Annotated in this window: 23 protein-coding genes; 14 read left to right on the forward strand and 9 right to left on the reverse strand. The window is 67.1% G+C overall.

The window, feature by feature from the left end; genetic code table 11:
* The first annotated feature begins 82 nt into the window (after window positions 1-82).
* The 8 genes from C507_RS0104750 to C507_RS0104785 all read left to right on the forward strand — a co-directional run bounded on the left by C507_RS0104750 (window position 83) and on the right by C507_RS0104785 (window position 9,337).
* The gene (locus C507_RS0104750; protein WP_018698518.1) at window positions 83-1,318 is read left to right on the forward strand and encodes a dienelactone hydrolase family protein; all 1,236 of its coding nucleotides are present in this window, start codon (window positions 83-85) and stop codon (window positions 1,316-1,318) included.
* A gap of 131 nt (window positions 1,319-1,449) precedes the next feature.
* Window positions 1,450-3,000, forward strand: coding sequence for an ABC transporter substrate-binding protein (locus tag C507_RS0104755; RefSeq protein ID WP_018698519.1), 1,551 nt, complete (start codon window positions 1,450-1,452; stop codon window positions 2,998-3,000).
* A gap of 156 nt (window positions 3,001-3,156) precedes the next feature.
* Entirely contained in the window at window positions 3,157-4,164 is a 1,008-nt protein-coding gene (locus tag C507_RS0104760; RefSeq protein ID WP_018698520.1) for an ABC transporter permease, read from the forward strand.
* Complete coding sequence (locus tag C507_RS0104765) at window positions 4,157-5,032, forward strand: ABC transporter permease (RefSeq protein WP_018698521.1); 876 nt, start codon at window positions 4,157-4,159, stop codon at window positions 5,030-5,032. The genes C507_RS0104760 and C507_RS0104765 overlap by 8 nt, the downstream gene beginning before the upstream one ends.
* On the forward strand, window positions 5,029-5,907 hold the full coding sequence (locus tag C507_RS0104770) for an ABC transporter ATP-binding protein (RefSeq protein WP_018698522.1): 879 nt from the start codon (window positions 5,029-5,031) through the stop codon (window positions 5,905-5,907). Before C507_RS0104765 ends, C507_RS0104770 begins: the two co-directional genes overlap by 4 nt.
* Window positions 5,904-7,508, forward strand: a complete 1,605-nt coding sequence (locus C507_RS23585) for an SDR family oxidoreductase (protein WP_018698523.1) — start codon at window positions 5,904-5,906, stop codon at window positions 7,506-7,508. The genes C507_RS0104770 and C507_RS23585 overlap by 4 nt, the downstream gene beginning before the upstream one ends.
* A 116-nt stretch (window positions 7,509-7,624) precedes the next feature.
* Entirely contained in the window at window positions 7,625-8,692 is a 1,068-nt protein-coding gene (locus tag C507_RS0104780) for an ABC transporter ATP-binding protein (protein ID WP_018698524.1), read from the forward strand.
* A 99-nt stretch (window positions 8,693-8,791) separates the two neighbouring features.
* Window positions 8,792-9,337, forward strand: coding sequence for a methylated-DNA--[protein]-cysteine S-methyltransferase (locus tag C507_RS0104785; protein WP_018698525.1), 546 nt, complete (start codon window positions 8,792-8,794; stop codon window positions 9,335-9,337).
* A 178-nt stretch (window positions 9,338-9,515) separates the two neighbouring features.
* On the opposite strand, the gene C507_RS0104790 is transcribed toward C507_RS0104785, so the two are convergent.
* Window positions 9,516-10,289: a siderophore-interacting protein gene (locus C507_RS0104790; RefSeq protein WP_018698526.1), complete on the reverse strand. Its 774-nt coding sequence runs from the start codon at window positions 10,287-10,289 to the stop codon at window positions 9,516-9,518.
* A gap of 211 nt (window positions 10,290-10,500) precedes the next feature.
* Between C507_RS0104790 and C507_RS0104795 the strand changes: the two genes are divergently transcribed.
* From C507_RS0104795 to C507_RS0104810, 4 genes are all read left to right on the forward strand, one after another.
* On the forward strand, window positions 10,501-11,490 hold the full coding sequence (locus tag C507_RS0104795; protein ID WP_018698527.1) for a DODA-type extradiol aromatic ring-opening family dioxygenase: 990 nt from the start codon (window positions 10,501-10,503) through the stop codon (window positions 11,488-11,490).
* Between the two features lie 121 nt (window positions 11,491-11,611).
* Entirely contained in the window at window positions 11,612-13,339 is a 1,728-nt protein-coding gene (locus C507_RS20375) for a thiamine pyrophosphate-requiring protein (RefSeq protein WP_018698528.1), read from the forward strand.
* Window positions 13,336-14,232, forward strand: coding sequence for an amidohydrolase family protein (locus C507_RS0104805; RefSeq protein WP_018698529.1), 897 nt, complete (start codon window positions 13,336-13,338; stop codon window positions 14,230-14,232). Before C507_RS20375 ends, C507_RS0104805 begins: the two co-directional genes overlap by 4 nt.
* A gap of 53 nt (window positions 14,233-14,285) precedes the next feature.
* Window positions 14,286-14,966: a dienelactone hydrolase family protein gene (locus tag C507_RS0104810; protein WP_018698530.1), complete on the forward strand. Its 681-nt coding sequence runs from the start codon at window positions 14,286-14,288 to the stop codon at window positions 14,964-14,966.
* Between the two features lie 10 nt (window positions 14,967-14,976).
* Here the strand turns inward: C507_RS0104810 and C507_RS0104815 are convergent, their stop codons facing one another.
* The 5 genes from C507_RS0104815 to C507_RS0104835 form a co-directional block, all read right to left on the reverse strand.
* The gene (locus C507_RS0104815; RefSeq protein WP_018698531.1) at window positions 14,977-15,606 is read right to left on the reverse strand and encodes a class I SAM-dependent DNA methyltransferase; all 630 of its coding nucleotides are present in this window, start codon (window positions 15,604-15,606) and stop codon (window positions 14,977-14,979) included.
* Entirely contained in the window at window positions 15,599-16,846 is a 1,248-nt protein-coding gene (locus C507_RS0104820) for a LysR family transcriptional regulator (protein WP_018698532.1), read from the reverse strand. The genes C507_RS0104815 and C507_RS0104820 overlap by 8 nt, the downstream gene beginning before the upstream one ends.
* 170 nt (window positions 16,847-17,016) lie before the next feature.
* On the reverse strand, window positions 17,017-18,075 hold the full coding sequence (locus C507_RS0104825; RefSeq protein WP_018698533.1) for a 4-oxalomesaconate tautomerase: 1,059 nt from the start codon (window positions 18,073-18,075) through the stop codon (window positions 17,017-17,019).
* A gap of 7 nt (window positions 18,076-18,082) precedes the next feature.
* Window positions 18,083-18,775, reverse strand: coding sequence for a 4-carboxy-4-hydroxy-2-oxoadipate aldolase/oxaloacetate decarboxylase (locus tag C507_RS0104830; protein WP_018698534.1), 693 nt, complete (start codon window positions 18,773-18,775; stop codon window positions 18,083-18,085).
* Complete coding sequence (locus C507_RS0104835; protein ID WP_018698535.1) at window positions 18,775-19,503, reverse strand: PIG-L deacetylase family protein; 729 nt, start codon at window positions 19,501-19,503, stop codon at window positions 18,775-18,777. The genes C507_RS0104830 and C507_RS0104835 overlap by 1 nt, the downstream gene beginning before the upstream one ends.
* Window positions 19,504-19,859: 356 nt before the next feature.
* Here C507_RS0104835 and C507_RS0104840 point away from each other — a divergent pair, with 356 nt between their 5' ends.
* Window positions 19,860-20,690: a sulfite exporter TauE/SafE family protein gene (locus C507_RS0104840; protein WP_026318854.1), complete on the forward strand. Its 831-nt coding sequence runs from the start codon at window positions 19,860-19,862 to the stop codon at window positions 20,688-20,690.
* 55 nt (window positions 20,691-20,745) lie between these two features.
* On the opposite strand, the gene C507_RS0104845 is transcribed toward C507_RS0104840, so the two are convergent.
* Both C507_RS0104845 and C507_RS0104850 read right to left on the reverse strand, forming a co-directional pair.
* Window positions 20,746-21,258: a P-loop nucleotide/nucleoside kinase family protein gene (locus C507_RS0104845; RefSeq protein ID WP_018698537.1), complete on the reverse strand. Its 513-nt coding sequence runs from the start codon at window positions 21,256-21,258 to the stop codon at window positions 20,746-20,748.
* Window positions 21,259-21,291: 33 nt separating this feature from the next.
* Entirely contained in the window at window positions 21,292-23,649 is a 2,358-nt protein-coding gene (locus C507_RS0104850) for a mechanosensitive ion channel domain-containing protein (protein WP_018698538.1), read from the reverse strand.
* Between the two features lie 663 nt (window positions 23,650-24,312).
* On the opposite strand from C507_RS0104850, the gene C507_RS0104860 reads away from it, so the two are divergent.
* Complete coding sequence (locus C507_RS0104860; RefSeq protein WP_018698540.1) at window positions 24,313-24,831, forward strand: copper chaperone PCu(A)C; 519 nt, start codon at window positions 24,313-24,315, stop codon at window positions 24,829-24,831.
* Window positions 24,832-24,949: 118 nt separating this feature from the next.
* Here the strand turns inward: C507_RS0104860 and C507_RS0104865 are convergent, their stop codons facing one another.
* Window positions 24,950-26,152 carry a serine hydrolase domain-containing protein gene (locus C507_RS0104865; protein ID WP_083923368.1) on the reverse strand — a complete coding sequence of 401 codons (1,203 nt, stop codon included), beginning with the start codon at window positions 26,150-26,152 and terminating at the stop codon, window positions 24,950-24,952.
* Window positions 26,153-26,188 lie beyond the last annotated feature (36 nt).

Consider the following 26,188-nt stretch of genomic DNA (forward strand, 5'->3'; position numbering starts at 1 on the left):
GCAAAGTCTATTATAAATCCAAACAAGCGTCTCGTCGTTCCAGAGCGGCGGGACGAATAACCGCCAGAGATCGAGGGGACACATGGCCGGTACGTGGATCGACATCCCGACCTCGGATGGACAATCATTCCAGGGTTATCTTGCTGTTCCGGAAACGGGTTCCGGACCGGGGATCGTGCTCCTGCAGGAGATCTTCGGTGTAAACCACACGATGCGCGACGTCGCCGACTACTACGCGGAGGAAGGCTACGTCGTCCTGATTCCGGACCTCTTCTGGCGCTTCGAGCCGCATATCGAGCTCGGCTACGACGAAGAGGATTTCGGCAAGGCCTTCGGCTACTATCAGAAGTTCGACGAGGATCAGGCGATCCGTGACACCGCGGATGCCATCGAGGCGCTGCGGGCCCGTCCCGAGCAGGTCGGCAAGGTAGGCGCGCTGGGCTTCTGCCTCGGCGGCAAGCTGGCCTTCCTCACCGCGGCGCGCACCGATGTCGATGCAGCGGTCTGCTACTACGGCGTCGGCCTGGAAGCCGCGCTGGACGAGGTGAAGGACGCCACCTGCCCGCTGGTGTTCCACTTCGCCGAGCTGGACAAGTTTGCGCCGGAAGAAGCCCGCAAGCAGATCATGGAGGCCTTCGCCGACCGGCAGGACGTCCAGTTCTACCTCTACCCGGGCTGCGACCACGCCTTTGCCGCCGTCGAGCGCGAGTCCTACGACAAGCCGGCTGCGCTGATGGCGCACTCGCGCTCCATCGCGCTCTTCCGCGAGGTGATGGGGCCGCACTACGACCTGTCGATGCTGTGGGACAAGCACTGCGAGTACGAGTTCGCAACCCGCGACGTCGACCTCACCATGCAGACAATGGTGGCGGAGCCCTACGTCAACCACATCCCGACCCTGACGGGCGGCGTCGGCTACAAGGACCTGCACCGGTTCTACAAGAACCACTTCATCCCGAAGACGCCGGCGGACACGAAGCTGATCCCGATCTCGCGGACCATCGGCGCCGACCGTGTCGTCGACGAGATGCTGTTCTGCTTCACCCACGACATCGAGATCGACTGGATGCTGCCGGGGCTCGCGCCGACCGGCAAATATGTCGAGATCCCGCTGGTGGCCATCGTCCGTTTCCGCGGCGACAAGCTCTACAACGAGCACATCTACTGGGATCAGGCCTCCGTCCTGGTCCAGATCGGCGTGCTTGACCCGACCGGCCTGCCCGTTGCCGGCAAGGAGACCGCCGACAAGCTGGTCGACGAGACCCTGCCGTCCAACACGCTCATGACACGCTGGGCCGAGAGCGCGCCCAAGGGCTGATCGCCCCGACAGACTGCGCCGGCGCGGGGAACGCCGGCGCCGGATACGACCTGCGGGTCCGGCAACGACCGGGCCCGAAACACAACAAGCACCAAACCCTTCCAGATCGCCTTCATCGACGCGAGGCCGCCATGAACGGACCAGTATTCTCCCGCCGCACTCTCCTGCAACTCGCCGTTGCCGGAGCCGTAACCCTGTCCCTGCCGCTCGGCGCGGCCCACGTGGAGGCGCAGGAGGCGGGCAAGACCGTCACCATCGCCTACAACGTGAACCTGCCCTCGTTCGACCCGACGGTCGGCGCCTCGGCGGTGAATCCGACCATCCAGACCATCTACCAGGCGATCTTCGACCCCTACATCCGCCAGGCACCCGACCTTTCCTTCGAGCCGGGCCTGCTGACGAAGTGGGAGTACAACGACGACAAGACCAAGGTCATGCTGACGGTGCGCGACGACGCCGTCTGGCACAACGGCGACAAGGTCACCCCGGAAGACGTGGTCTGGTCGCTCGAGCGCGCCGGCAATCCCGAGAGTGGCAATCCGATCCAGTTCGTCTGGTCGAAGATCGGCAACTTCTCCATCGACGGCAACGTCATCACGGCCGACGTGAAGGAGTACCAGCCGGACCTGTTCAAGTGGATGGCGTTCCTCACCGGCTACGTCATGCCGAAGAACTACTACGAGGAGGTCGGCGCGGAAGGCTTCGAGGCGAAGCCGGTGGGCTCCGGCCCGTACATGGTCGATACCTTCGAGCGCAACGCCTTCCTGCGGCTCAAGGCCAACCCGGATTACTGGGGCGGCAAGCCGGCCTTCGAGACGGTGATCTTCAAATTCGTGCCCGACTCGACCAGCCGCGTGGCGGAGATCGAATCCGGCGCGGCCGACGTGACGCTCGAGATCCCCTACGAGGAGTTCGACCGGCTGAAGGACAAGCCCGGCATCGTCGGCGAGACGATCCCGATCTCCGACATCGCGATGATCTTCATCAACGATGTGGGCGTCATGAAGGACGAAAACGTCCGGCGGGCGGCCGCCATGTCGATCAACAAGAAGGCGATCGTGGACCGGCTCCTGCGCGGCTACGGCGTACCCATCGACACCCTGCAGACGCCGGAATACGACGCCTACGATCCCTCCATCACCGTCGGCTACGACCCCGACGGCGCCAAGGCTCTTCTGGAGAAGAGCGGCTACTCCACCGACAACCCGGTGAAGTTCACCATCCAGACCACCCGCGGCTTTAAGCCGAAGGACTACGAGATGGTGCAGGCCATCGTCGGCATGTGGCGCAAGGTCGGCATCGAGGCGACCATCGAGGTCTACGAGATCGCCAAGCACTACGAGCTGCGCGCCCGCGACGAGCTGGCCGAGGCCGCCTTCTACAACTGGGGCAACGCCATCGGTGACCCGGCGACCTCCACCGGCCACGCCATGTTCGGCCCCTCGCCGCACTCCGTCTGGGACGGCCAGGAGGTGTTCGACGCCATTGCGCCGCTCTGGGCGGAGAAGGACGAGGCCAAGCGCATCGAGGGCTGGAAGAAGGTCGACAAGCTGATTGCCGACACCGGCGCGGTGATCCCGCTGCTGCAGTTCGTCCAGCCCATCGTGCACATCGACAGCGTCGCCGTGGTGCCGCAGGCGAACGGCATGCTCCTGCCGCAGAAGATGACGCCGGAAGGCTGATCCCGGCCGCCTTGGAGGACGGCGGCCGACCGCTCGGTCCCGCCGCCGTCCGCCATGCACGCTCTCTCCATCCGCCGACCGCCACGACGCCGGGGCTTGTCGCCCGGCGCGTGCCGGTCAGTGTCGAGCTTTGCGTTGAAGGGGATCACCTGACGCATGGGCCGGACCGCCCTCCTCCGCCGCCTTCTCCTGGTGCCGCCGACCCTCGTCGGTGTGGCGATCGTCGTTTTCGTGCTGCTGCGCGTGGTGCCGGGCGATCCGATCGCCATGATGATCCCGCCGGGCGCGAGCACCGAGGACATCGACCGCCTGCGGGCCGCCTACGGGCTCGACCAGTCGATCGCCGTCCAGATGCTTGCCTGGTTCCGCGACCTGGCGACCGGCCACCTCGGCACGTCCATCAGTCTGCGCCAGAATGTCGGCAGCCTGATTCTCGGACGGCTTCCCGCCACGCTGGAACTGGTGGCGCTCGCCACCCTCATCGCCATCGTGCTGGGCACGGCGCTGGCGCTGATCGGCGCCTTCTACCGCCGCCGCGCCGGCGAATGGGCGGTGGACGGGATCATCGGCATCGTCGTTGCCATTCCGGACTTCCTCTGGGGGCTGATCTTCATCCTGGTCTTCGGCGTCCTCTACCCCGTCCTGCCAATCTCCGGGCGCCTGGACCCGCGCCTGCCGGTGGAGTTCACCACCCAGTTCTACCTGGTGGAAGCGCTGGTCACCGGACAGCTCTCGGTGGCCCGGGTGCTCCTCTCCCACATGCTGATGCCGGCGCTGGCGCTCGCCCTGCCTCTCTCCGCCATCATCGCCCGGGTGCTCAAGGCCTCGCTGGCGGTGGCCGAAAGCGCCGACTACGCGCAGATGGCGAAGGCCCGCGGGTTTTCCCGGCGAGCCGTGCTCCTGAACGAGGCGCTGCCGAACGCCGCCATTCCGACGGTCACCCTGACCGGCGTGCAGTTCACCTTCCTGGTCGGCGGCACGGTGCTGATCGAGCGGATCTTCTCCTACGAGGGGATCGGCAACATGGCCGTCGACGCCGTCATCAACCGCGACCTGCCGCTGATTCAGGGGATCGTGCTGACCTTCGCGGTGCTGTTCATCGCGATCAATCTCCTGATCGACATCCTCGTCACCTTCCTGAACCCGAGGCTTCGCCGTGGCTGAACCGGCAACCCCGGCCGCGCCCGCGCCGCGGCGTGCGTCGCATCCGATCGACGCAAGGCTTGTCGCCGGCGCCGTCGTCATTGGCGCGCTGGTGCTGGTGGCGCTGTTCGCGCCGCTGATCGCGCCTCACGATCCGCTGGAGCAGGACCTGCTCTATTCCATGCTGCCGCCATCCTGGCAGGCCGGCGGCGAGCCGGGCTACCTGTTCGGCACCGACAGCCTGGGCCGCGATATCCTCTCCCGGCTGATCTACGCGACCCGCGTGGCCCTGACGGTGGCGCTGATCGCCGCCCTTCTGGCCGCCGCGATCGGGTCGCTCCTCGGGCTTCTGGCCGGCTATTTCGGCGGCGCCGTGGACCAGGCCGTGTCGCGGCTCATCGAGGTCTGGATGGCGTTCCCGCCGGTGCTCCTGGCCATCGTGCTCGCCGCCGTGCTCGGCGCCGGCCTGTCCTCCGTCATCGTCGCCATCGTGGTGGTCGACTGGACGCGGTTTGCCCGCGTGGTGCGGTCCGAAACCATGGTGGAGCGCGAGATGGAATACGTCGCCTCCGCCCGCACCCTCGGCCTCTCCGGCGTCTTCATCCTATGGAAGGAGGTCCTGCCGAACGTGGCTCCGCTGATCATCACGCTCGTGTCCGTGGAGATGGGCATCGCCATCGTGGTCGAGGCGATCCTCTCCTTCGTCGGCCTGTCGATCTCCACCGACTTCCCGACCTGGGGCGGGATGATCGCCGAGGGCCGGCAGGTGGTTTACCAGACGCCGTGGCTGCTCGGCCTGCCCATCGCCGCCATTGTCGTCGCCGTCCTGGGGTTCAACCTGATGGGTGACGGCCTCCGCCACGCGCTCGACCCGGTGCACCGGCGATGAGCACGCCCCTTCTCAAGGTCGAGGACCTCGTCGTCACCATCGCCGGCCAGCCGGTCCTGCGCGACGTTTCGCTTTCCGTCGCACCGGGAGAGGTTCACGGCCTGGTCGGCGAGTCCGGCGCAGGCAAGTCCACCATAGGCAAGGCCGTGCTCGGGCTGCTGCCGCGGTCGGCGAAAATCACGCATGGCTTCGTTATGGTCGACGGCGTCGATCTTCCCGGCATGGCGGAGGCCCGTCGGCGGCGCCTCCTCGCCAAGGAGATCGCGCTGATTCCGCAGGACCCGATGACGGCACTGAACCCCGTGAAACGCATCGGCGTCCAGATGATCGCGCCGCTCACCCGGCACTTGGGTCTGTCGCGGAAAGAGGCCCGTGCCCGCGCGCTCGCCGGGCTTGAGGAGGTGGCGATCCACGATGCCGAGGCCGTGCTGGATCGCTATCCGCACGAGCTCTCCGGCGGCATGCGGCAACGCGTCCTTATCGCCATGGCCTTCCAGACCACGCCGCGCCTGATCATCGCGGACGAGCCGACCACGGCCCTCGACGTGACGGTGCAGCGCCAGATCCTCGCGCTGATCCGCGACCTTCAGGCCCGCCACGAGGCCGCCGTCCTGTTCGTCACCCACGATCTCGGCGTGGTCGCCAAGATCTGCGACCGGGTCACCGTGCTGCACGCCGGACGGGTGCTCGAACAGGGATCCTGCGCCCAGGTGATCGAGCATCCCCAGCACCCCTACACCCAGGCGCTCCAGGCCGCGACGCCGCGCTTCGACCGCCCGGCGGACGTGCTGTCGCCGGTGCCGGCGTCCCTGGCCGCCTCGCTCTGGAAGGACGCGTCCGAGTGGGACAGGCGCCATCCGGGAGGCACGCTGTGAACGGCGATCCGATCCTCTCCGCGCGAAAGCTCACCGTTTCGCTTCCGGACCGCACGAAATCCCGCGTCTTCGGCCCCCCGCCCGAGATCACGGTGGTAATGGGCATCGATCTCGACGTGCCGCGCGGATCAGCCGTCGGGCTGGTGGGTGAATCCGGTTCCGGCAAGACCACCCTCGGCCGGGCGATGATCCGGCTCCTGCCGGTCTCCGGCGGATCGCTCCTCTTCGAGGGCAACGACATCGCGAAAGCGCCCGAGGCGACGCTTCGCCCGCTGCGGCCAAAGATGCAGATGATCTTCCAGGATCCGATGTCGTCGCTCAATCCGCGGCTGAATCTGGCGACCATCCTGACGCGACCGTTCGAGGCGTTCGGCGTGCCCTTCCCCGACGGCTCGCGGCGCGCCACCGCTGAGCGCCTGCTGGATCTCGTCGGTCTGCCGACCGCCTTCGCCGAGCGCTATCCGCACGAGCTTTCCGGTGGCCAGCGCCAGCGCGTCGGCATCGCCCGCGCCATCGCGCTGGAGCCCGATTTCATCGTCGCCGACGAGATCGTCTCCGGCCTCGACGTCTCCACCCAGGCGCAGATCCTGATCCTGCTGAGGGAACTGCAAGCCCGCATGGGCCTGACGCTCGTTTTCATCAGCCACGACCTGTCCGTCGTCCGTGCCCTCTGCGACCGGCTGGTGGTGCTTTATCATGGCGAGGTGGTGGAACAGGGTCCCTGCTCCGAGGTCTTTGCCTCCCCCAGGGCCGACTACACCCGCACCCTTCTGGACGCCGTCCCTCTGCCGGAAATCGATCCCGGCTGGCTCGGGACGACCGCCCCGGGCACCCCACACGATGTCAGCGACAAGAAGCGAGAGGATCCATCGATGAGCACTTCGATCAAGGGGCAGGTTGTCCTCGTTACCGGCGCCTCCGGCGGCATCGGCACGGAATTCGTCAACGAGCTGGTCGCGCGCGGTGCCGCCAAAGTCTATGCCGCGGCTCGTGACCCGAGCCGTCTCCCAGCCTTTGACGGCCCGGTCGAGCCTCTTGCCCTCGACATCACCGATCCGGCGGCGGTTGCCACGGCGGCGAAGCACGCCAGCGACGTCACGCTCCTGATCAACAACGCCGGCGTGAACCACAACACCTCCTATTTCCGGGCGCCCGATCTCGTCATCGCGCGGGAGGAAATGGAGGTGAACTATTTTGGCACCCTTTCCGTTGCCCGGGCCTTCGCGCCTGTCCTCGCCGCGAACGGCGGCGGCGCCATCGTCAACATGCTGTCGATCCTGGCGCGCGTGAACCTGCCGCTGATGGGATCGCTGTGCGCCTCCAAGGCCGCGTCCCTCTCCATGACCCAGGCGCTCAGGGCCGAGCTGAAGGGCCAGGGAACGCGCGTCATCGGCGTCATGCCGGGCGCCATAGACACCCGCATGACGGCAGACTTCCCGCCGCCGAAGATGCCGCCGGCCGAGGCCGTCAAGGAGATCCTCGACGAGGTGGAGAAGGGCGCAGAGGGCGACCTCTATCCCGGCGCCTTCGCCAAGGACATCGCGGCCGGGCTCGCTGCCGATCCGAAGGGCGTCGAGGCGCAGATGGGCGCAATCCTGTAGCGCGGCGATCCTCCGGCTGCACCGGGTGCGCTCGCCACGAGTTCGCCCGGCGGCGGCGGCGAAAAAGCGTGCTTTTCAGGCTTGACGGAGACCGGCACGCGAGGCTGTGTCGGCCCATGTCCATCGCCCTCACCGACGTCACCAAGTCGTTCGGAGCGGAACCGGCCGTTGACCGGGTCACGCTCGATATCGCCGCCGGCGAGTTCTTCGTCGTTCTCGGCCCCTCGGGCTGCGGCAAGTCCACGCTGCTGCGCCTGATTGCCGGCCTGGAAAAGCTCGACGCGGGCGAGATCGCCATTGCCGGCCGCGCGGTCGCCGGCCCGGGCCTCAGCCTCGCGCCGGAAGAGCGCAGCGTCGGCGTCGTCTTCCAGTCCTATGCCCTGTGGCCGCACATGAGCGTCGCGGAGAACGTCGCCTTCCCGATCCGCAGCGAAGGGGTTTCCCGGGCGGATCGGGAGCGCCGCACGGCCGACTGTCTCGCCACGGTCGAACTCACCCCCTTCGCCGGCCGCAAGCCCGCCGACCTGTCCGGTGGCCAACGCCAGCGCGTGGCACTCGCGCGCTGCCTTGCCCAGCGCGCCGACACCATCCTGATGGACGAGCCGCTGGCCAATCTGGACCCGCACCTGCGCCATGCCATGGAAGAGGAACTGGCCCGCTTCCATAGCTCCAGCGGCGCGACCACCCTCTACATCACCCACGACCAGCGCGAGGCAATGGCGCTTGCCGACCGGGTCGCGATCATGTGGGAAGGCCGCATCCTCCAGGCTGCCAGTCCCGAGGACGTCTATCGCCGCCCGTCCGACGAGCGCGTCGCCCGCTTCATCGGGCGCAGCGCCGTGGCCCCCGTCACCGTCACGGCCACTTCCACCGGCCGCGCCCAGGTTCTGCTCGCCGGCACCGAAATCGAGGTCGCCGCTCCTTCCGGCGCCGCTCCGGGGGCCGCCCGGATCATGATCCGGCCGGAGGATGTGGACCTCACAGACCGGGGGCTCGCAGCAACTGTCGAGCGCGCGACCTATCGGGGCGGTTTCTGGGAAGTGCACGCCCGGCCGGACGGTCTGGACGAGCCGCTCCTTCTCAATCTTTCGGACCGCGCCTCCATTGGCGACACGATCCATGTTCACGTCCGCGACGCCTGGCTCCTGCCGGCCTCCGGTTCGGGTGCTGCTCTGGCGGCCTGATGGACCCCGTCAGCGCGGCGGGCACTCTCCTCTGCCAACATCTTTGACTCTGGTGACTCGCACGCGTCGGGCGCAAACTTCGTCCTCTGGAGCCGACCGATGACCGATGCCAGCCTTCAAGGAGCCGTCTTCGACACGCCACTCGGCGTGTGCGGCCTCGTCTGGGGCGACGCCGGCATCGTCGGCGTGTGCCTGCCCGAGGCCGATGCGAACGCGGCCTGGCGGCGGCTGGAGCACAGCCACGGCCCCATCGGGCGGGCGCCCCTGCCCATTTCTCTCAAGCCAGTGGCGGACGGCATTGCCTCCCTCATGGACGGCGGCGAGGCCGATCTCTCCCGCGCGCCGCTCGACATGACGGCCATCGCCGACTTCGACAGGCGTGTGTACGACGTCTGCCGCTCCATCCCACGCGGCCGCGCCCTTACCTATGGCGACGTTGCCTTCCGTCTCGGCGATGTGGCGCTGTCGCGGGCCGTCGGCGTGTCGCTGGGCAAGAACCCGTTCCCCCCCATCGTTCCCTGCCACCGGGTGATGGGCGCCGACGGCCGCATGGTCGGCTTCTCCGCCACCGGCGGCATCGCCCTCAAGCGCCGGCTTCTGGCGCTCGAGGGCGCCATCGAGGATCAGCCGGACCTGTTCGGCTAGTCTGCGGTCGTCGGACCACTTTCGCCGAGCGCAGCGAAGCCAGCACGCGACCGCGCGCCGGCCGGTCAGGCCGCCCACCCGAAGCCGGTGAGCGAAGCGAACTCGGCGTGAGGGGAAAGAGATTCCCTTAGTCGCAATCCCGGACGGAAAACCGCAAGAGCACTTTTCCTGGGATTGCTCAGTCCTTCACATGGTCGTGCCCGCCGATGCGGCCGGGCCGCCAGTACCCCTCCGCCGAGACCTGGTCCTTCCCCAGGCCGCGCTCGATGAGCCGACGCCGCATCTGCCGGACCTTGCCGGTCTCGCCGATCACGTAGGCGTGGCCCCGCCCGTCCGGGAAAGCAAAGCCGTCTAGCGCCTCGATCAGACCGGTGTCGTTCTCGGCCCGATCCGCGGTCCGGTGCACCCATGTCAGCGCGAGGTTCGCAACCGTCTCGACCGGCTGCTCGTCCTCCGGTCCGCCGACTTCGATGAAGACGGCAGCCGGTGTGCCCTCCGGCATGTCTTCGAGAATGTGGAAGAGCGCCGGGATACAGGTCTCGTCGCCCACGAGCAGGTGCCAGCCGGCCTCCGCGTCGAACACCGTGGCACCGCGCGGGCCGCGCGCTTCCAGCATGTCACCCGGCTTTGCGTTCCGGGCCCAGCTGGCACCCGGCGCATCGCCATGCAGCACGAAATCGACGTCCAGCCGGCCAGTGTTCCGGTCGAGCGAGCGGATGGTGTAGTCGCGCCGGCCCAATCCACCGTCCGCGGTGGGAATTGCGAAGACCAGCGCCTGGCCGGGCTGGTAGGCGAAGGTTTCCACGCCACTGAAAACGAAACTCACCCGGCGCATCGACGGAGTGACATTGTGCGCTTCGACGACGGTCAGCTGCCGCGTGGGTCCCTTGGCGCGGGCAATCGGCGCGGGCGCGGGGTCGCTGGACGGCGAAAGCGTGGTCTGATCGGTCATGGTGTCTCCTTGCGAAACGACGGAAACTGAACGCGGAAAAGGTCTCTTTCCCTGTTCGGTGAATTCATTTAGACACTTGTCTAACAAACCGGCACCGGATGATCGAGGGGTTCGGAGAGAAACAGGCATTTCGCCAATTCGATCCAAGACCACCCCTTCCGGCAGCCGCAAGACGGGGACGAAGTCCCTGCAGGGAGGGAGAGAGAGATCAATGGCAGAGATCGTGATGGGCATTGGAGCGTCGCACAGCCCGCTCCTCAACAGTCCCGCAGAGGATTATCCCAAGCACGCCGAAATCGACGCCGCCGGACGAAAGCTTCTCGACCAGAATGGTCGCGCGGTAACCTACGGGGACCTTCTGGCACGGGCCGATCCGTCGATCCGCGACCAGATCAGGCCGGAGGTGCTGGAGCAGCGCGCCCAGGCCTGTACCGACACCATCGCCCGTCTCGACCGCGAGATCGCCGCCGCCGATCTCGACGCCCTCATCATCATCGGCGACGATCAGAACGAGCAGTACGGCGATGACAATCTGCCGGCGATCCTGATCTACCGCGGCGAAACCATCGTCAACAATCCGCTGAACATGCCGGACGAGGCCCCGCAGTTCTGGCGCCACGCGCGCTCCCAGTTCCACGTGAAAGACGCGCCGATCGAGTATCCGGTGGCGCACGTCCTCGCCGAGCACTTGATCGGCGCGCTCATGGACAATGCGTTCGACATCTCCCAGGCCAAGCGTCTCGGCAAGGCGCACGGCGAGGGCCACGCCTTCGGCTATGTCCACCAGCGCCTGATGACGCAGACAATCGTGCCCATCGTCCCGGTGGCGCTCAACACCTATTTTCCACCCAACCAGCCGCGCCCGGCGCGCTGCTACGAACTCGGCCGCGCGATCGCCAGGGCTGTCCGCGCCTTCCCCGGCAGCGACCGGGTGGGCATTCTGGGGTCCGGTGGGCTCAGCCATTTCGCCGTGGACGAGGAACTCGACCGGATGGTGCTTGAAGCCTGCCGCACAAAGGATGCCGAGGCTCTCAAGACCATCGACGTCAACCGGCTCAACTCCGGCACCTCGGAGATCCGCAACTGGATCACGGTCGCCGGCGCCTGCGAGCACCTTGAAACCGCCTGGCAGGAGTACATTCCCTGCTACCGCTCCGAGGCGGGAACCGGCTGCGGCATGGGGTTCGCGGTTTGGAATTAGGCGTCTCCCCACTCTTCTGTATTTGGCAGCAGCGCCTCCTTATGTCAGGGTCCCTGACAGAATGGACGCCGCCACGCGTCCGCACAACCGGCCACAGGGTCGCAGCGGGAGAGAACGCCACATGACCGAGACCACGCCCACGTCCGCAGCCACCGGCGCCGAGTTGTTTCTGAACGCGCTGGCGACCCACGGCGTCGACTACGTCTTCGGCAACGCCGGCACCGACTTCCCGCCGATCATCGAGGCCTTTGCCAACTCCGCCGCCTCCGGCGTCGAGATGCCGCTGCCGGTGACCGTGCCTCACGAGAATGTCGCGGTGTGCATGGCCCAGGGCGTCTATCTCGTGACCGGGCGTCCGCAGGCGGTGATCCTGCACGTCAATGTCGGCACCGCCAACGCGATCTGTGGCCTGATCAACGCGGGCCGCGAGCGCACTCCGGTCTTCCTCGCCGCAGGCCGCACGCCGGTCTTGGAGGATGGCATGCCGGGCTCGCGAACCGCCTTCATCCACTGGGGCCAGGAGATGTTCGACCAGGGCGCCATGCTGCGAGAGGTCGTGAAGTGGGACTATGAGCTCCGCTATCCCGACCAGGCGGCGCTGGCCGTCGACCGGGCCCTCGCAATCTCCATGAGCGAGCCGAAGGGGCCGATCTACATGACCCTGCCGCGCGAGGTGCTGGCCGGCGAGGCGTCGGCCGCGGCTCCCACACCGATGACGCCGGCCTCGCCGACGCCGCGCCCGGATCCGCAGGCGCTGGAGACCGCGGCCGCCATGCTGGCGGATGCGAAGAAACCGCTCCTCGTGTGCTCCAGCCTCGGCAAGACGGCAGACGAAGTGGCCGCCCTGACCGCCTTCGCGGAAGCCCAGAGCGTTGCGGTAGTGCCCTACCGGACCCGCTACATGGCGCTGCCGAACGCCCATCCGTGCCACATGGGCTTCGACGTCACCCAGCAGATCGGCGACGCCGATCTGGTCATCGTGGCGGAGAGCGACGTGCCTTGGATCCCGGCCAACCACAAGCTGGCCGAAGGCGCGAAGGTGCTGCACCTGGGCATCGATCCGCTGTTCTCCCGCTATCCGATCCGCAGCTTCCCCGTTGATGCATCCGTCGCTGGCGATGGCGCCACGATCCTTGCCGCGCTGGCAACTGCCCCGACGCCCGATGCCGTGCTGGCCGAACGCCGCCGGGAGCTGGAAGCGAAGCATGAGACGAAGCGCGCTGCCCTTGCTGCCCGCGCGCCGAAGGCCGGTGCCGGCCCCTCGTCGAATGCCTGGATCGCCAAGTGCCTCGCCGACATCCAGCGCCCGAGCGACACGGTCGTGGTAGAAACGCCGTTCCCCATCGTACACATGAATTTCTCCGAGCCCGGCACCTTCTTCTCCACCCCTTCCGCGGGCGGTCTCGGCTGGGGCCTTGGCACTTCGCTCGGCATCAAGCTGGCGGATCCCTCGCGCCGGGTCATCGCCGTGGTGGGCGACGGCAGCTACATGTTCGGCAACCCGACGCCGGCGCACTTCATGTCGCGGGCGATGGACATCCCGACCTTGACCATCGTCTGCAACAACCGGATGTGGGCAGCGGTGCGTCGGGCGACCCTCGGCGTCTATCCCGATGGGGCCGCGGCCCACTCGAACCAGGCGCCGATGACCTACCTGGAGCCGTCGCCGGACTACGAGAAGGTGGTGGAAGCCTCCGGCGGCTACGGCGAGAAGGTGGAGACGGCAGACGCCCTGCCGGCCGCGCTTGCCCGCGCCCTCGACGTGATCGAGAACGAAGGCCGACCGGCGGTGCTCAACGTGATCACCGCCTATTCCGACGACGAAGCGCGAACCGACGCAAAACAATGAGCGACAGCAGCGTGGGCAGCAAACCGGCAACCGGCGGCCTACCTTACGACACGGCGCCCAAGACGCCCGAGACGAAGCTGCCCACGGGCGCCTGCGACGCCCACTGCCACGTGTTCGGTCCCGGCGATGTGTTTCCCTATGCGCCGGGCCGCACCTACACGCCCGTCGATGCCGGCAAGGAAACGCTGTTCGCCCTGCACCGCCACCTCGGCATCGACCGCTCGGTGATCGTCCAGGCGAGCTGTCACGGCCGGGACAACACGGCGATGCTGGACGCCATTGCCGCCGGCGAAGGCCGCTACAAGGGCATCGCCATGGTCGATGCCGACGTGTCCACCGACGAGTTGCAGCGTCTGGACGCCGGCGGCATCAAGGGTGTGCGCTTCAACTTCGTCCGTCACCTGGGCGCTGACGCCGATATCGACGGCGTGCTCAGGGTGGTCGACAAGATCGGCCCGCTCGGCTGGCATCTCGTCGTCCATTTCGACGCCGACCGGCTGGAGACGCTGGCCCCGGTTCTGGACCGCATCCCGCTGACCATGGTCATCGACCATATGGGCCGCGTCGACGCCAGCCAGGGCCTTGACCAGCTGGCCTTCCGCCTTCTCCTCAATCTCATGCAGGACGAGCGCTTCTGGGTGAAAGTCTCCGGTTCGGAGCGGATCTCACGGGCCGGTCCGCCCTTCCACGACGCGATCCCGTTCGCGCGCGCACTGGTGGAGACCTTTCCGGACCGGGTCCTCTGGGGCACGGACTTCCCGCATCCCAACGTGAAGCGCTTCATGCCTAACGATGGTGACCTGGTGGACCTGCTTCCGCTGATGGCGCCTACTCCGTCCCTGATGCAGAGTCTGCTGGTCGACAATCCGGCCCGGCTCTACTGGACGGCCTGAACGCAATCTGCGATCCAATTTGAACCTCCTTTTCGCGATCTGGAGACGACCCCATGGGTGAGACGATCGACCTGACCGCCAGCGACGGCCACACGCTGTCCGCCTACCTTGCCCGTCCGGGCGAGCCCTCGAAGGGCGGCGTCGTCGTCGTTCAGGAGATCTTTGGTGTGAACCGGCACATTCGCGAGGTGTGCGACTGGTTCGCCGATGCCGGCTACACCGCGCTCGCGCCAGCACTCTTCGATCGTACGCAGCCGGGCTTTGAGTCCGGCTATAGCGAGGAAGAGGTCGCCAAGGCCCGAACCTTCATCCAGAACCCCGACTTCGACGCCTTCATGCGCGATACCGAAGCGGCCAAGAACTGGCTCGGCGAGCACGGCCCCGTCGCCGTGGTCGGCTACTGTCTCGGCGGCTCGGTGGCGTTCGCCGCCGCCACCCGCTGGCACGGCCTCGCTGCCGCGGTCGGCTACTATGGCGGGATGATCGTGAAGATGGCCGATGCGACGCCGCTGTGCCCGACCATGCTTCACTTCGGCGAGACCGACCACACCATCCCGATGGCCGACGTCGAGGAGATCAAGGTCAAGCGCCCGGACGTCGAGATCCACGTCTACGCGGCGGGCCACGGCTTCAACTGCGATCACCGCCCGTCCTTCGACGCCGATGCCGCCCGCGTCGCCGGGGAGCGCACCCTCGCCTTCCTCGAGGAGCACATGGGCCGCTACGAGGTCTGACGCCCGCGCATCAGCGCGGCTCACCGCCGCGTTTTTGCGCGAGAAGCACCGTGTGGAAGTCACAGCCCGGATCCTCGGCGACGAACTCCGTCACGAGGACACCGTGCTCGGCGAGCAGCGTACGGTAGGCCTCCGGCGACAGGCTCGAATGGTAGATCGGGTCGTCGCCGACATGACCCGCCACCTCGCCGTCACTTGGCCCCACCGTCAGCATCAGGCGGCCTCCGGGCTTCAGGTGCGCCGCGAGGCGCGGCAGCACCGCCCGCTGCTCGTTGCGGGTCAGGTGGAAGAAGGAGTCCCAGCCGAGGATCCCGTCGAAGCGCTCCGTCAGGTCGAGGGACCGCATGTCGGCAACACGCCAGTCGCCCTTCGGGCGCTTCTGGCGGGCAAGCCCGATCATCGCTTCCGAAGCATCGACGCCGACCACCCCGTATCCGCGCGCGGCGATGAAATGGGCGATGGGATCGCCGGTGCCGCAGCCCAGGTCGAGGATTGCGGCGCCCAGCGGCAGACCGTCCAGGAACCGGTCAAGCCAGGCGCGCTCGATCAGGCCGCGTGGGCGTTCGGCATCGAAGCGGGCGGCGTTCTTCTCGTAGATCTCCTGGGTGCGGGCCGCGAGGGCAGTTAGATCGTCAGCCATCCCGGCCGCCTTTCCGCCCCCGCGACCCCCCGCCCTCCTCGGCCACCGCGTGGCGCAGTGCGGACAGAAAGTCGGCCTGCAGCGCCGTCGGTTCCCAGTCGGCGCGCGTGGTGATCCCGATCGGCCGACCGGTCTCGTACAGTCGAAACGGCAATACCGTCAGGAAGCCCGCCTCCTCCTCGAAGAGAATCTGCCGGCGCGACAGGATGGTCAGCCGGTCCGACTGCATGAGGATGCCGCGCAGCGCCACCAGCGACCCGGTTTCCACGATCCCGACCCCGTTCCAACCGGCATCGAACCCCTTCGCAAGCCGCTCGAACATCGTCCGGCTCGGCGTGCCTTCCCGCGGCAACACCCAGGGAAAGCGGCCGAGCATGGCCGGAGTCAGCCGTTTGCGGGCCAGTGGATGCCCGGCTCGGGCGACCACCGAAAGATCGTCGGTGAAGAGCGGCTCCTGGGCGAGATCGCGCCGGGGAAGATCCTCGCGCAGCGCCCCGACGAGCATGTCGACCCGGCCATTGGCGAGATCCTGGACCAGTGTGTCGTAGGGACCGTCGACGATCTCGATGTCGGCCTGGGGCCGTTTCTCCGTGAGCGCCACCACGGCCGTCGGAATGATCCGGGTGCGCACCAGCGGCAGCGTCGCCACCATCACCCGCCCGTCATAGGCGCCCTCGAGCTCGCGGATCTCATCCCAGGCGGCGTCGATCTCCTTGAGGACAAGGTGGGCATGGCGCCCCAGGAGCCGCCCCGCCGGCGACAGAACGAGATGCCGCCCCGCCCCGTCGAACAGCGCCACGGCAGCGATCTGCTCCAGCTCCCGAGCCGCCCGCTGCACCGAGGGCTCCGTCAGCCCGAGTCGGCGCGAAGCAGCGGAAAAGCTGCCGGTCTCCGCAAAGGCCGAAAGCGCCCTGAGATGGGTCATGGAGGTCTGTGGCTCGGCAAGATCAGCCGCCCTGCTACCGCCCTTCGCCAGACGGGCGAGCCGGGCATGGCCCGACTTCAGCAGCGAAAGCGCCCGCTTCGAGCGCCGCGCCACCACCGCCCCCCGCGGTGTTGCCTTCGCCCCCGCCCCATCACGCTCCAGGAGCTTGCCACCGAAAAGCCGCTCCAGCCGCGCCAGCGCCTGGGAAGCCGCCGGCTGCGAAATTCCCACGGCATCGGCTGCCCGCGACAGCGAGCCGAGGCGAACTGCGGCATCGATCAGCCGGATATGGCGGATGTTGGGATAGTCGCGCATGGCCTCGACGGTCGCAGCAAGCGGAAGCGCTGCAGCCTAGTGGCGCTCGCCGATTCTGTCGCGTGGCATGTAGATCCGGCGCGCGCGGCAGCGCACCTGGTGTGAGCGAAGAGTGATTTTCCAGCCGCACTCGCGACCGGAAAACCGGTTCCCACTTTTCCTGCGGTCGCTTAGCCAAACACCACCCCGTCCATGAGCTTGCGAGCGGTGCGCAGCACGCCGGCGGACTTGACCTGGCCGGCATCGTCCAGCGTCGCGATCACGGTGAACTCGCCGGTCGGGTGCTCGATGGAGAGCGCCTTTTCCCGGCCGTCCGGCACGCTGGTGATGCGCGCGGCGGCACCGTCGTCCAGCAGGCAGGCTGTACCGACCGATACCGCGCCGAGCACGCCGATCGCCTTGTGGGCGCGATGCGGAATGAAGGTGCGGGTGGAGATGCAACCGCCGTCCTTCGCCGGCGAGACCAGCGTCATCTTCGGCACTGACTTCTCCGTGACGTCGCCCAGGTTCATCATCGGGCCGACCGCCAGCCGGATCTTTTCCACACGGGCGCGGAGATCGGCGTTGGCCTCCAGTTCGGTCGGCGTCTCGTCGCCGGAAAGGCCGAAATCAGCGGCGGCGAGGATGACGCACGGCATGCCGTTGTCGATGAGCGTCACCTCGACGCCCTCGACCGTGTCCACCGCATTGCCGGTGGGCAGCAGCGCCCCGCAGGTGGAGCCGGCCGTATCCTGGAAGACGATGGGGATCGGCGCCGCGGTGCCCGGAACGCCGTCGATGCGGGACTCGCCGTCGTAGCGGACGCGGCCGACCGGCGTTTCCACCGTGGCGACCGCGATCTGTCCGGTGTTCTCCATGAAGATGCGGACGTCGGTTCGCCCGTTGCCCGCCTCGACCAGGCCGCGCTCGATGGCAAACGGCCCGACGCCGGCGAGGATGTTGCCGCAATTCTGGCTGTCGGACACCAGCGCCTGATCCACGAACACCTGCAGGAACAGATAGTCCACGTCGACGCCGTCGCGCTCCGACTTCGAGACCACCGCAACCTTGGAGGTGAGCGGATCGGCGCCGCCCATCCCGTCGATCTGCCGGTCGTCCGGCGAGCCCATCGCCCGCAGCAAAAACCGGTCGCGCTCCGCGGGATCGACCGGCAGGTCGTCCTTCAGGAAGTAGCCGCCCTTGGAGGTTCCGCCCCGCATCCACATGCAGGCCACGCCGGTCTCGGTCATCGTTGCCTCAGATGTATTTCAGGCCCTTGGCGGCGAGCTTCTCCCGCATGCCGTAGATATCGAGGCCAAGCTCGCCAGCTTCGAAACGGGCCCGCTTCTCGGCCTCGTTCGCCTCGCGTGCTTTCGCCTTCTCAAGCACCTCGGCCGCCTCTTCGCGGCGAACCACGCAGACGCCGTCGTCGTCGGCAACGATCACGTCGCCCGGATTGACCAGTTCGCCAGCGCAGACGACGGGCACATTGACCGAACCGAGCGTCTCCTTGACCGTCCCCTGAGCAAAGACCGCCTTCGACCAGACCGGAAACTCCATTTCGGTCAGGTCGCGGGTGTCGCGCACGCCGGCATCGATCACCAGCCCTCTGCAGCCGCGCACCTTGGCCGATGTCGCCAGCAGGTCACCGAAATATCCGGCATCGGACGGCGACGTCGGCGCGAGGACAAGGATGTCGCCGGCCTTGAGCTGCTCGATGGCGACGTGGACCATCCAGTTGTCACAGGGCGGCGCCGAGATCGTCACGGCGGAGGCAGCGAGCCGCGCTCCGGAATAGATCGGGCGCATGTAGGCAGCGAGCAGGCCCTTGCGGCCCTGCGCCTCGTGGACGGTCGCCACGCCGCATTCGCCAAGCCCGTCGATCGCCGCCTGGTCGGCGCGTTCGATGGACTGGACGATGATACCCGCGTGTGTCGTCGAGCCGGCCATCACAGCGTGTCCACGGTACGCGGGAAGACCGACTGGAAGGCCTCGGCATACTGCGCCGCGCGCCCGCCCGCCTGGCCACCGGAGTTGCGGCGGAAGTGGTTGGCGCGGTTCTCGGCAACGTTCTTGTAGAAGTGCCAGAGATGCTCCTGGCCCTGCATGCACTGGATCGCCGCCCACTTCTTCTCCCAGACATCGGTGATGTCGAGGATCGTGTCGGGCTTCCATTCCATCTGCTCGGTCTGGTGCGGCTCGAACAGGTAGAGCTGCGGGGCGCCGAGCACCTTCTCTCCGGGCTTGTGACCCCAGGCCTGGGCGATCATCCGGCAGGTGAGCGTGAAGTCCGTCGTGTACATGTGGTCCGTGTTGTACGGGTCCCACTTGGAGTGGCTCATCATGAAGGCCGGCTGGACCTTCCGGATGACGTCGACCATCCGCTCCTGGGTCTCACGCCCCAGGTCGAGCGGGTAGTCGCCGACATCGAAGAAGCGGATGTCGTGCGCGTCCAGCGCCTTCGCCGCGTTCTCCGCTTCGCGCTGCCGCTCGGCCTTCACCTTGCCGAGCGTCATCCCCTCCTGCTTCCACAGTTTCGCGCTCTCGCCGCGCTCACCGTAGGAGAGGCAGACCACCGTGACGTCGTAGCCCTGGGTCTGGTGAAGGGCGATCGCGCCACCGCACCGCCAAACGAAATCGGCGGAGTGGGCGCTAACCACAAGCGCGGTTTTGCTCATCGGGAAACTCCTGGTTGGCGACCGGGTCGTGAACGCCGGACACAGTCCGGGCGACACCGGCTTTCCCGACCCCGGCAGACCATACGGGCTGCCCGGGCACCCCCCCAAATTCGAAGCGCGCACCGGGGCATAAGTTTTGCGCACAGGCCGGCGACGTGGGCCCGACGTTGCTGCGCCCTTTCCCGAAATATCGATTCTTGCTAGCTGAAGGCGGGCGGCTTGCTCGGCCGCCGCTTCCTCATTGGCCGCGATGCCCGCCTGTCGCGACCCGTTTCCTCCCGCCCAGGCGATGCACCGAACTTTCGCGGATGCTTGGCGGCGCCCGCCGACCGGCGGACCCAGACCAGAAGGCCACCATGACGTTCGACGGATATTCCACCAGCCTCCTGATCCAGCTCGCGCTCGGTCTGATCGCCACCGGCGTGGTGGCCGGCATCCTGGCCGGACTGCTCGGCGTCGGCGGTGGCATCGTCATCGTGCCGGTGCTGTTCTGGATCATGACGACGCTGCACTTCGCACCGGAGATCGCCATGCCGATCGCGGTGGCGACCTCTCTGATCACCATCATTCCCACCTCGATCTCGTCCATGCGCGCCCACAACAAGCGCGGCGCCGTCGACAAGTCTCTGCTGAAGCTCTGGGGGCCCGCCGTGGCCGTCGGCGCGCTGGTGGGCGGCATCCTGTCGAAGGTCATCGACGGCGAAGGCCTATTGCTGATCTTCGGCTTCATCGCGCTTGCGGTGTCCATCAACATGGCCATTCCGAAGACGCTGGTGATCAGCGACGCCCTGCCGAAGAGCTCCCTGGTCAACCGCGCCATCGCCTTGGTGATCGGCTTCTTCTCCTCGCTGATGGGCATCGGCGGCGGCACGCTGTCGGTCCCCACCCTGTCGGCCTTCTCCTTCCCGATTCACAAGGCGGTCGGAACGGCGGCGGCCATCGGCCTCCTGATCGCCGTGCCAGGCGTGCTGGGCTTCATCTGGTCGGGAATGGAGGTTGACGGACGGCCGCCCCTGTCGCTCGGCTATGTCAGCGTACCGGCCGCCATCGTCATCTTCCCGGTCACCTTCCTCTGCGCGCCGATCGGAGCCGGCCTGGCTCACAGCCTGAACCAGCGCTACCTGAAGCTGGCCTTTGCCGTCTTCCTGGCAATCACCGCGGTCAAGATGCTGAGCTCGGCGTTCTGAGCCACCGGGTCAGGGGCTGCGCGTGCTTTTTGCACGTGATGATCGGTCGCCGGGTTCAGCCCCGGTGGCCCATCGCGTCACGCAGGGCTGCGACGCACGCCTCGACCGTCAGATGTGCGGTGTCCAGGGTGACTGGCTCGCTTTCCCATGCCTCATAGTGCCTTGAGCACACGGCTCCCCAGTCGGGCACTTCAAGCCCAGGCAGATCGGAACGGGGCGCCTCCACCCGGCGACGATGCTCGCCCGGGTCCGAACAGACGATCTCCACGTTGAGGAGGACCGCCCCGGTGGCGGCGGCCGTGTCGGCCCAAAGCTGTCGGGACCGGCCAACCGGGTTCACCGCATCGGCCACCACATCAAGGCCGATGCCGAGATTGTCCCGCGCGATCGCCGCGGCCGCCACGTAGCCCGCGTCCTCGGCCGGATCGATCCTCAGGCTCGACCGCTTCAGCGCGGTTTCCAGGCTGTCGATGCGCAGGTGGGCGCCACCGATAGCCCCAGCGAGCGCGCGGGCGATCGTCGTCTTTCCGACGCCAGGCAGGCCGGAGAGGGCGACAAGGTGGACCATGCCCGCCTCTCTCCGTCGCGGCGACCCGCAGGTTCAGCGCCCGTCGCCGCCGTCGTCGAGCGGGGCGTCCTGCGCCGGCGGAGTTGTATCGGGCTCCGACGCCTCGCTCAGTGCGGGCTTCGGCGCCTCGACCCTCTTCTGGTCGCCGTCCTTCTCGTTGATCACCCGCATCGGCGGCGCGTTGCCCTGCTTGTCTTCGCCCATGTAGAGCGTAACGTGCGGGAACGGGATCTCGATGCCGTGCGCGTCGAAGACCTCCTTGATGATCTCGTTGTAGGCGCGGCCCACCGCCCACTGGCTGCCGGGCGGGGTCTTGATGCGCGCGCGCACGACGATGGAGGAATCCGCGAACTGGGTCACGCCGTGCATCTCCAGCTCGCCGATGATGGAGGCCGCGTGCTCGGTCTCCTTCAGCTTCTCGAAGGCCTCGAACATGGCCTGCTTCACTTCCGGGATGGACTCCCGATAGGCGACGCCCACCTCGGCGACGTGGAAGGAGAAGCCCTTCATGAAGTTCGAGACGGCGTCGACCGACGAGAACGGCACGATGTGCAGCGTGCCGTCGAGCGAGCGCAGCGACACCGACCGGATCGACAGCTTTTCCACCACGCCGGTGATTCCGCCGGCCGAGACCACGTCGCCGGTGTTCATCGCGTTCTCGAACTGGATGAACACGCCGGTGACCACGTCCTGCACCATCTTCTGCGCACCGAAGGAGAAGGCCAGCGAGAGCACACCGACGGAGGCCAGGAGCGGGCCGATGTTCACGCCGATCTCCGACAGGACCAGCATGAACACGATCACCGAGAGGATGATGGTGAAGGCGTTCTTGAGCAGCGACAGGAGCGTCGTCTCGCGGGCCGTCGGCGCCTTGCCGTAGGACGGATTGAGCCGGTACTCGATCCACGAGGTCACGGCGAGATAGATGCCGCCACCGATCGCCAGCACGATGGCCACGGACAGGATGGTCCCGATGAAGCCCTGACCGTCCTCGGAAATGATCCAGTCGAAGACCTCCAGCAGGTCCCAGGCATCCGCGATGGCCAGCAGCACGCCAACCAGCACGACGATGCGCACGACCTTGAGAACGGTCGGCACGAAGGCGTTCAGCCGCGTTTCAAGCAGCGGCAGCCGTTCCTTCACGTCATCCGGCAACTTCAGACCCAGGGCGATGGCCTTGGAAATGAAGGCGATGACCAGAACGCCAATCACGATGGCGATCAGGGAGTCTGCCGTAGCGCCCAGCATGAACGGCAGCGCCTCGACCGGGTTCACGACCCACAGGACGAAGAAGACAACGAGATAGAGGATCGAGATCTGGTGCCAGTGGTTGCCGACGAAGGCGAACACCCGGCCAAGAACGTCCGTCTTCCCGGCGTCCAGGCGCCGATGCAGGAAGGAGCGGACCCGGGTCTTGTTCTGCAGGATGATCAGGATCGTCATGACCACCGCGGTCAGGACCACCAGATCCTTGATCAGTTCGGCGAAGCGCGGAGTGAGTTCGGCAGCCGAGACGGGCACAACGAACAGGAGACCGTAGCCGACCAGGCTAATCACCCGTGACAGCCAAAAATACCAGTAGGCGGCACCCGTGTCGCCGAACGGAATGAACCGCAGCGGCGGATGGCTGGGCGACAGCAGAAGCCGGGCCACCAGCTTGATCGCCTCGATGACAACGAAAGCGTTCAGGAACAGCGTCTGGTAGATGCTCATCTCGCCGCGGGCGCCGATGATCAGCGAGAAGACGTAGCCGGCCACCCAGGCAAGCAGAACGGTGATGGCCTCAATCAAGAACGCCGGAATCACGGACATCATCCGCGATAGCCAGCCCTTGCCCGCGGCGCGCCGCGCCAGCATCCCGAGAACCCCCCGGGCGAAGAGCCGCAACACGAAGAACGTCCCGAAGACCACGGCGATCGACAGACAGAGATTGAGCACCGTCTTACCGACGCGGGCCAGATCGATGGTCTCCGCATCACTGAGAGCTGCTCTGAGATCGGAACCGGCCTTGCCAAAGGCGGAGACCACGGTCGTGGCTTGCTTGGCGAGGGAGCGCGTATATTCGGCCGCCAGCCGGGCGGGCCCGAAGTCTTCCTTGGTGGCCTCCGCCGCAGCCGGCGCCGCCGCGGCAGCCTCTCCCGCATTCTCCTTAAGACGCGCGATCAGCTCCGCCCGCGCCTGGTCGTCCTCGAGAATGCGGATGAGGGTGTCGACAGTACCGCCGGCTTCCTCTCCGCCCCCTTCAGCGGAGCCGGTCTCCGCCGAGCCGTCCTGGCTGCTTTCCGCCGTGTCTCCGCTCGAACCGCTGGGAAGCGGTATGCCGAGCTGGGCGGACGCACTGCCCGCCGACAGGAAAAGGGCGACAAGGAAGGCAACAAGAAAACTGCGCATGGGAAGATCGACATCCAGGAACGGGAAAGCACGAGAGATCGTGTGGCGAGCCGTATCCACCTGCCCTGCAGCAGCGGGCGGATTGCACCCCCATTGCTCCGATTTCTGGCAGACTAGCCACTCCGGGGCAACCGGCCGGCCGGACACGATGGCGCAGCATGGACCGATGGTCTCGACCGGATGTCTGCGCTAACAAGGCACCATGCGGACGATAAGACTGCTGATGGCGGACCGGGGACTGGGCAGGGCGATTGCCGCCCTGCTCACCTATTTCGTCGTCCTGCAGGCCCTGAGCGGCTCCGTTGCCAACGCGTCGATGGCAGATGCCGGACCGGATGCGGTGCTGCTGTGTTCGGGCAATTCGCTGCCGGTCTCCGATGACCGCACGGAGGACAGGCACCAGTCCTGCTGCACGGTACCCTGCCGCCTCGCCTGCTTCGGAGCGGGCGCCCTCGTGCCGTCCGCATCCTGGTTAGGGTCTCCTGGCGGGCAAATCGGCAGCCGGGTTGTCACGGCGCCCGCGCCCCGCGCCATTCCGCGCCTTTCGCGCCTGATCCCGGAAGCCCGTGCTCCTCCTCGCTTTGCTGCGCCTGCCTGACACCGATCGGCTGTCCGCACTCCGCGTGGTGGCCGAATGCCATTCAGCGCTCAGAGGAGATTCCCATGCGCACCTTCATGGCGGCCACTGCCGCAGCTCTCACCCTCGCCCTTGCCCCGTTGTCTGCCCACGCTCACGACTACAAGGTCGGTGCGCTGGAAATCGAGCATCCCTGGACCCGGGCAACGCCGCCGGGCGCGGCCGCTGGCGGCGCCTTCCTGATCATCGTCAACGAGGGGACCGAGGCCGACACTCTGATCGGCGCGGCCTCGCCGGTTGCCGGACGGGTCGAACTGCACACCATGACCATGGACGACGGCGTGATGAAGATGCGCCAGATCAAGGGCGGCATCGAGATCAGCCCCGGTGACACGGCAACGCTCGCGCCTGGCGGCAACCACGTGATGCTGATGGATCTCAAGGAGCAGATCGTTACCGGCAAGACCGTTCCGCTCACGCTGACCTTCGAAAAGGCCGGCTCGGTGGACATCGATCTTGCGGTGTCGCCTCCCGGCGCGCCCGGCCCGAAGATGAATGGCCACGGCAACGGCTCGCACGGGCACGAGACGCACGACCACAACTAAGGGCGCGGCGCTGCCCGAGTGCCAAGCGGTGCACCGGGGATCCTCGCAACCCGGAGGCCGCGTTCCCGAGACGGGACGCGGCCTTTTCCTTGCCCTGCATAAGGGAATACGGCGCAGGTTACTGGCGCAGGCCGGTCTCTTCGCCAGGCACGAGATAGGCGCTGAGCTCAGCGAAGAGCGCGTCTGTCGGCCGGGGCGCTTCCGGCGTGCCAGCCCCGTCTGTCGTGACGAGCCCGAGGGCGATGTTGCTGTCTGGATGGTAGGCCATGGTAGCCGCGTAGCCGGCGAAGGATGGCGTCTGCAGGATCCATCGGTGGACGACGACGACGCCCATGCCGTAATGCACCCCGTCCGCCAGCTGCCGGATGTCGTCCTTGCCCGGGGCGATCAGAGCGGCAAACGACTGATTGCTCAACAGGCTTCCCGTGCCGATTGCAATGGCCGAGGCCATGAGGTCGGCCAGGTCGGTGGTCATCACGGCGCCCCGCGCCAGCGTCCAGGACGGATTCCAGTAGGTGGAATCCTCGAACACGCCGCGCTCGGTGGTGAAGGCGTGCAACACTGGCTCCTGGATGACCGCCGTGTGCTCGCTCCGCGTATTCTCCAGACCGAGCGGTTCGAGAACATAGTCGGCGATCAACGCCTCGAGCGGCTCGCCTGCGACCTGGCTCAACACTTCGCCGAGGATCACGAAGTTGGTGTGGGCATAGTTGAAGCAGCGGCCCGGATCGCAGGCCATGTCCCGGCCGAACGCGATGGCGATGAGGTCGTCCGGACTGAACTGGCGAAACGGATCTTCGTAGAGCGGCAGGTAGTCGAGGTTCACGTAATCGGCGTAGCCCGACGTCGAGGTGATCAGCATTTCCAGCGTGATCTCGTCGGCCTTCGGGTAGTCCGGGAACCACTTGGACAACCGGTCTTCGAGCGTGAGCAGCCCGTCTTCCTGCATGCGCAGCAGCACCGTCGACAGATAGGCGATGGCAACGGCGCCATTGCGGAAGTGCATGTCGGTGGTGGCGGGGATGCCCGTCATCGACGTGCCGAAGGCTTCGCTGATCACCTCGACGTCGCCGATCCGCACCTCGATCAGCGCGGCCGAGAGGGCCAGGTCGGCAACTCCCTCTTCAACGATGGCGCGAACCTCATCGGCGATCTCGGCAACCGGCCGGCAGTTGCCGCCGATGGGGGCTTCGCCGCTGCCGCAGGCCCGCTCTCCGCTCGCGGCGATCGCCGGGCTCACGGCCACGGCGAGCAGGACCGCGCCCATTGCAACGGACCGTGCCAGTCTGGACGTGCGCCCGGTTTCAGCGAAAGTCGACATGGCCGTTTCTCCGCCCCCTGGCCGATTTCTCGCCGG

The sequence above is a fragment of the Amorphus coralli DSM 19760 genome, from assembly GCF_000374525.1.
Lineage (GTDB): Bacteria > Pseudomonadota > Alphaproteobacteria > Rhizobiales > Amorphaceae > Amorphus > Amorphus coralli.

What these genes read in the sequence shown, in the direction of transcription:
- C507_RS0104750 (WP_018698518.1), top strand. Translation starts at nt 83, where the DNA reads ATGGCCGGTACGTGGATCGACATCCCGACCTCGGATGGACAATCATTC.
- C507_RS0104755 (WP_018698519.1), top strand. Translation starts at nt 1,450, where the DNA reads ATGAACGGACCAGTATTCTCCCGCCGCACTCTCCTGCAACTCGCCGTT.
- C507_RS0104760 (WP_018698520.1), top strand. Translation starts at nt 3,157, where the DNA reads ATGGGCCGGACCGCCCTCCTCCGCCGCCTTCTCCTGGTGCCGCCGACC.
- C507_RS0104770 (WP_018698522.1), top strand. Translation starts at nt 5,029, where the DNA reads ATGAGCACGCCCCTTCTCAAGGTCGAGGACCTCGTCGTCACCATCGCC.
- C507_RS0104780 (WP_018698524.1), top strand. Translation starts at nt 7,625, where the DNA reads ATGTCCATCGCCCTCACCGACGTCACCAAGTCGTTCGGAGCGGAACCG.
- C507_RS0104785 (WP_018698525.1), top strand. Translation starts at nt 8,792, where the DNA reads ATGACCGATGCCAGCCTTCAAGGAGCCGTCTTCGACACGCCACTCGGC.
- C507_RS0104790 (WP_018698526.1), bottom strand. Translation starts at nt 10,289, where the DNA reads ATGACCGATCAGACCACGCTTTCGCCGTCCAGCGACCCCGCGCCCGCG.
- C507_RS0104795 (WP_018698527.1), top strand. Translation starts at nt 10,501, where the DNA reads ATGGCAGAGATCGTGATGGGCATTGGAGCGTCGCACAGCCCGCTCCTC.
- C507_RS20375 (WP_018698528.1), top strand. Translation starts at nt 11,612, where the DNA reads ATGACCGAGACCACGCCCACGTCCGCAGCCACCGGCGCCGAGTTGTTT.
- C507_RS0104805 (WP_018698529.1), top strand. Translation starts at nt 13,336, where the DNA reads ATGAGCGACAGCAGCGTGGGCAGCAAACCGGCAACCGGCGGCCTACCT.
- C507_RS0104810 (WP_018698530.1), top strand. Translation starts at nt 14,286, where the DNA reads ATGGGTGAGACGATCGACCTGACCGCCAGCGACGGCCACACGCTGTCC.
- C507_RS0104815 (WP_018698531.1), bottom strand. Translation starts at nt 15,606, where the DNA reads ATGGCTGACGATCTAACTGCCCTCGCGGCCCGCACCCAGGAGATCTAC.
- C507_RS0104820 (WP_018698532.1), bottom strand. Translation starts at nt 16,846, where the DNA reads ATGCGCGACTATCCCAACATCCGCCATATCCGGCTGATCGATGCCGCA.
- C507_RS0104825 (WP_018698533.1), bottom strand. Translation starts at nt 18,075, where the DNA reads ATGACCGAGACCGGCGTGGCCTGCATGTGGATGCGGGGCGGAACCTCC.
- C507_RS0104830 (WP_018698534.1), bottom strand. Translation starts at nt 18,775, where the DNA reads ATGGCCGGCTCGACGACACACGCGGGTATCATCGTCCAGTCCATCGAA.
- C507_RS0104835 (WP_018698535.1), bottom strand. Translation starts at nt 19,503, where the DNA reads ATGAGCAAAACCGCGCTTGTGGTTAGCGCCCACTCCGCCGATTTCGTT.
- C507_RS0104840 (WP_026318854.1), top strand. Translation starts at nt 19,860, where the DNA reads ATGACGTTCGACGGATATTCCACCAGCCTCCTGATCCAGCTCGCGCTC.
- C507_RS0104845 (WP_018698537.1), bottom strand. Translation starts at nt 21,258, where the DNA reads ATGGTCCACCTTGTCGCCCTCTCCGGCCTGCCTGGCGTCGGAAAGACG.
- C507_RS0104850 (WP_018698538.1), bottom strand. Translation starts at nt 23,649, where the DNA reads ATGCGCAGTTTTCTTGTTGCCTTCCTTGTCGCCCTTTTCCTGTCGGCG.
- C507_RS0104860 (WP_018698540.1), top strand. Translation starts at nt 24,313, where the DNA reads ATGCGCACCTTCATGGCGGCCACTGCCGCAGCTCTCACCCTCGCCCTT.
- C507_RS0104865 (WP_083923368.1), bottom strand. Translation starts at nt 26,152, where the DNA reads ATGTCGACTTTCGCTGAAACCGGGCGCACGTCCAGACTGGCACGGTCC.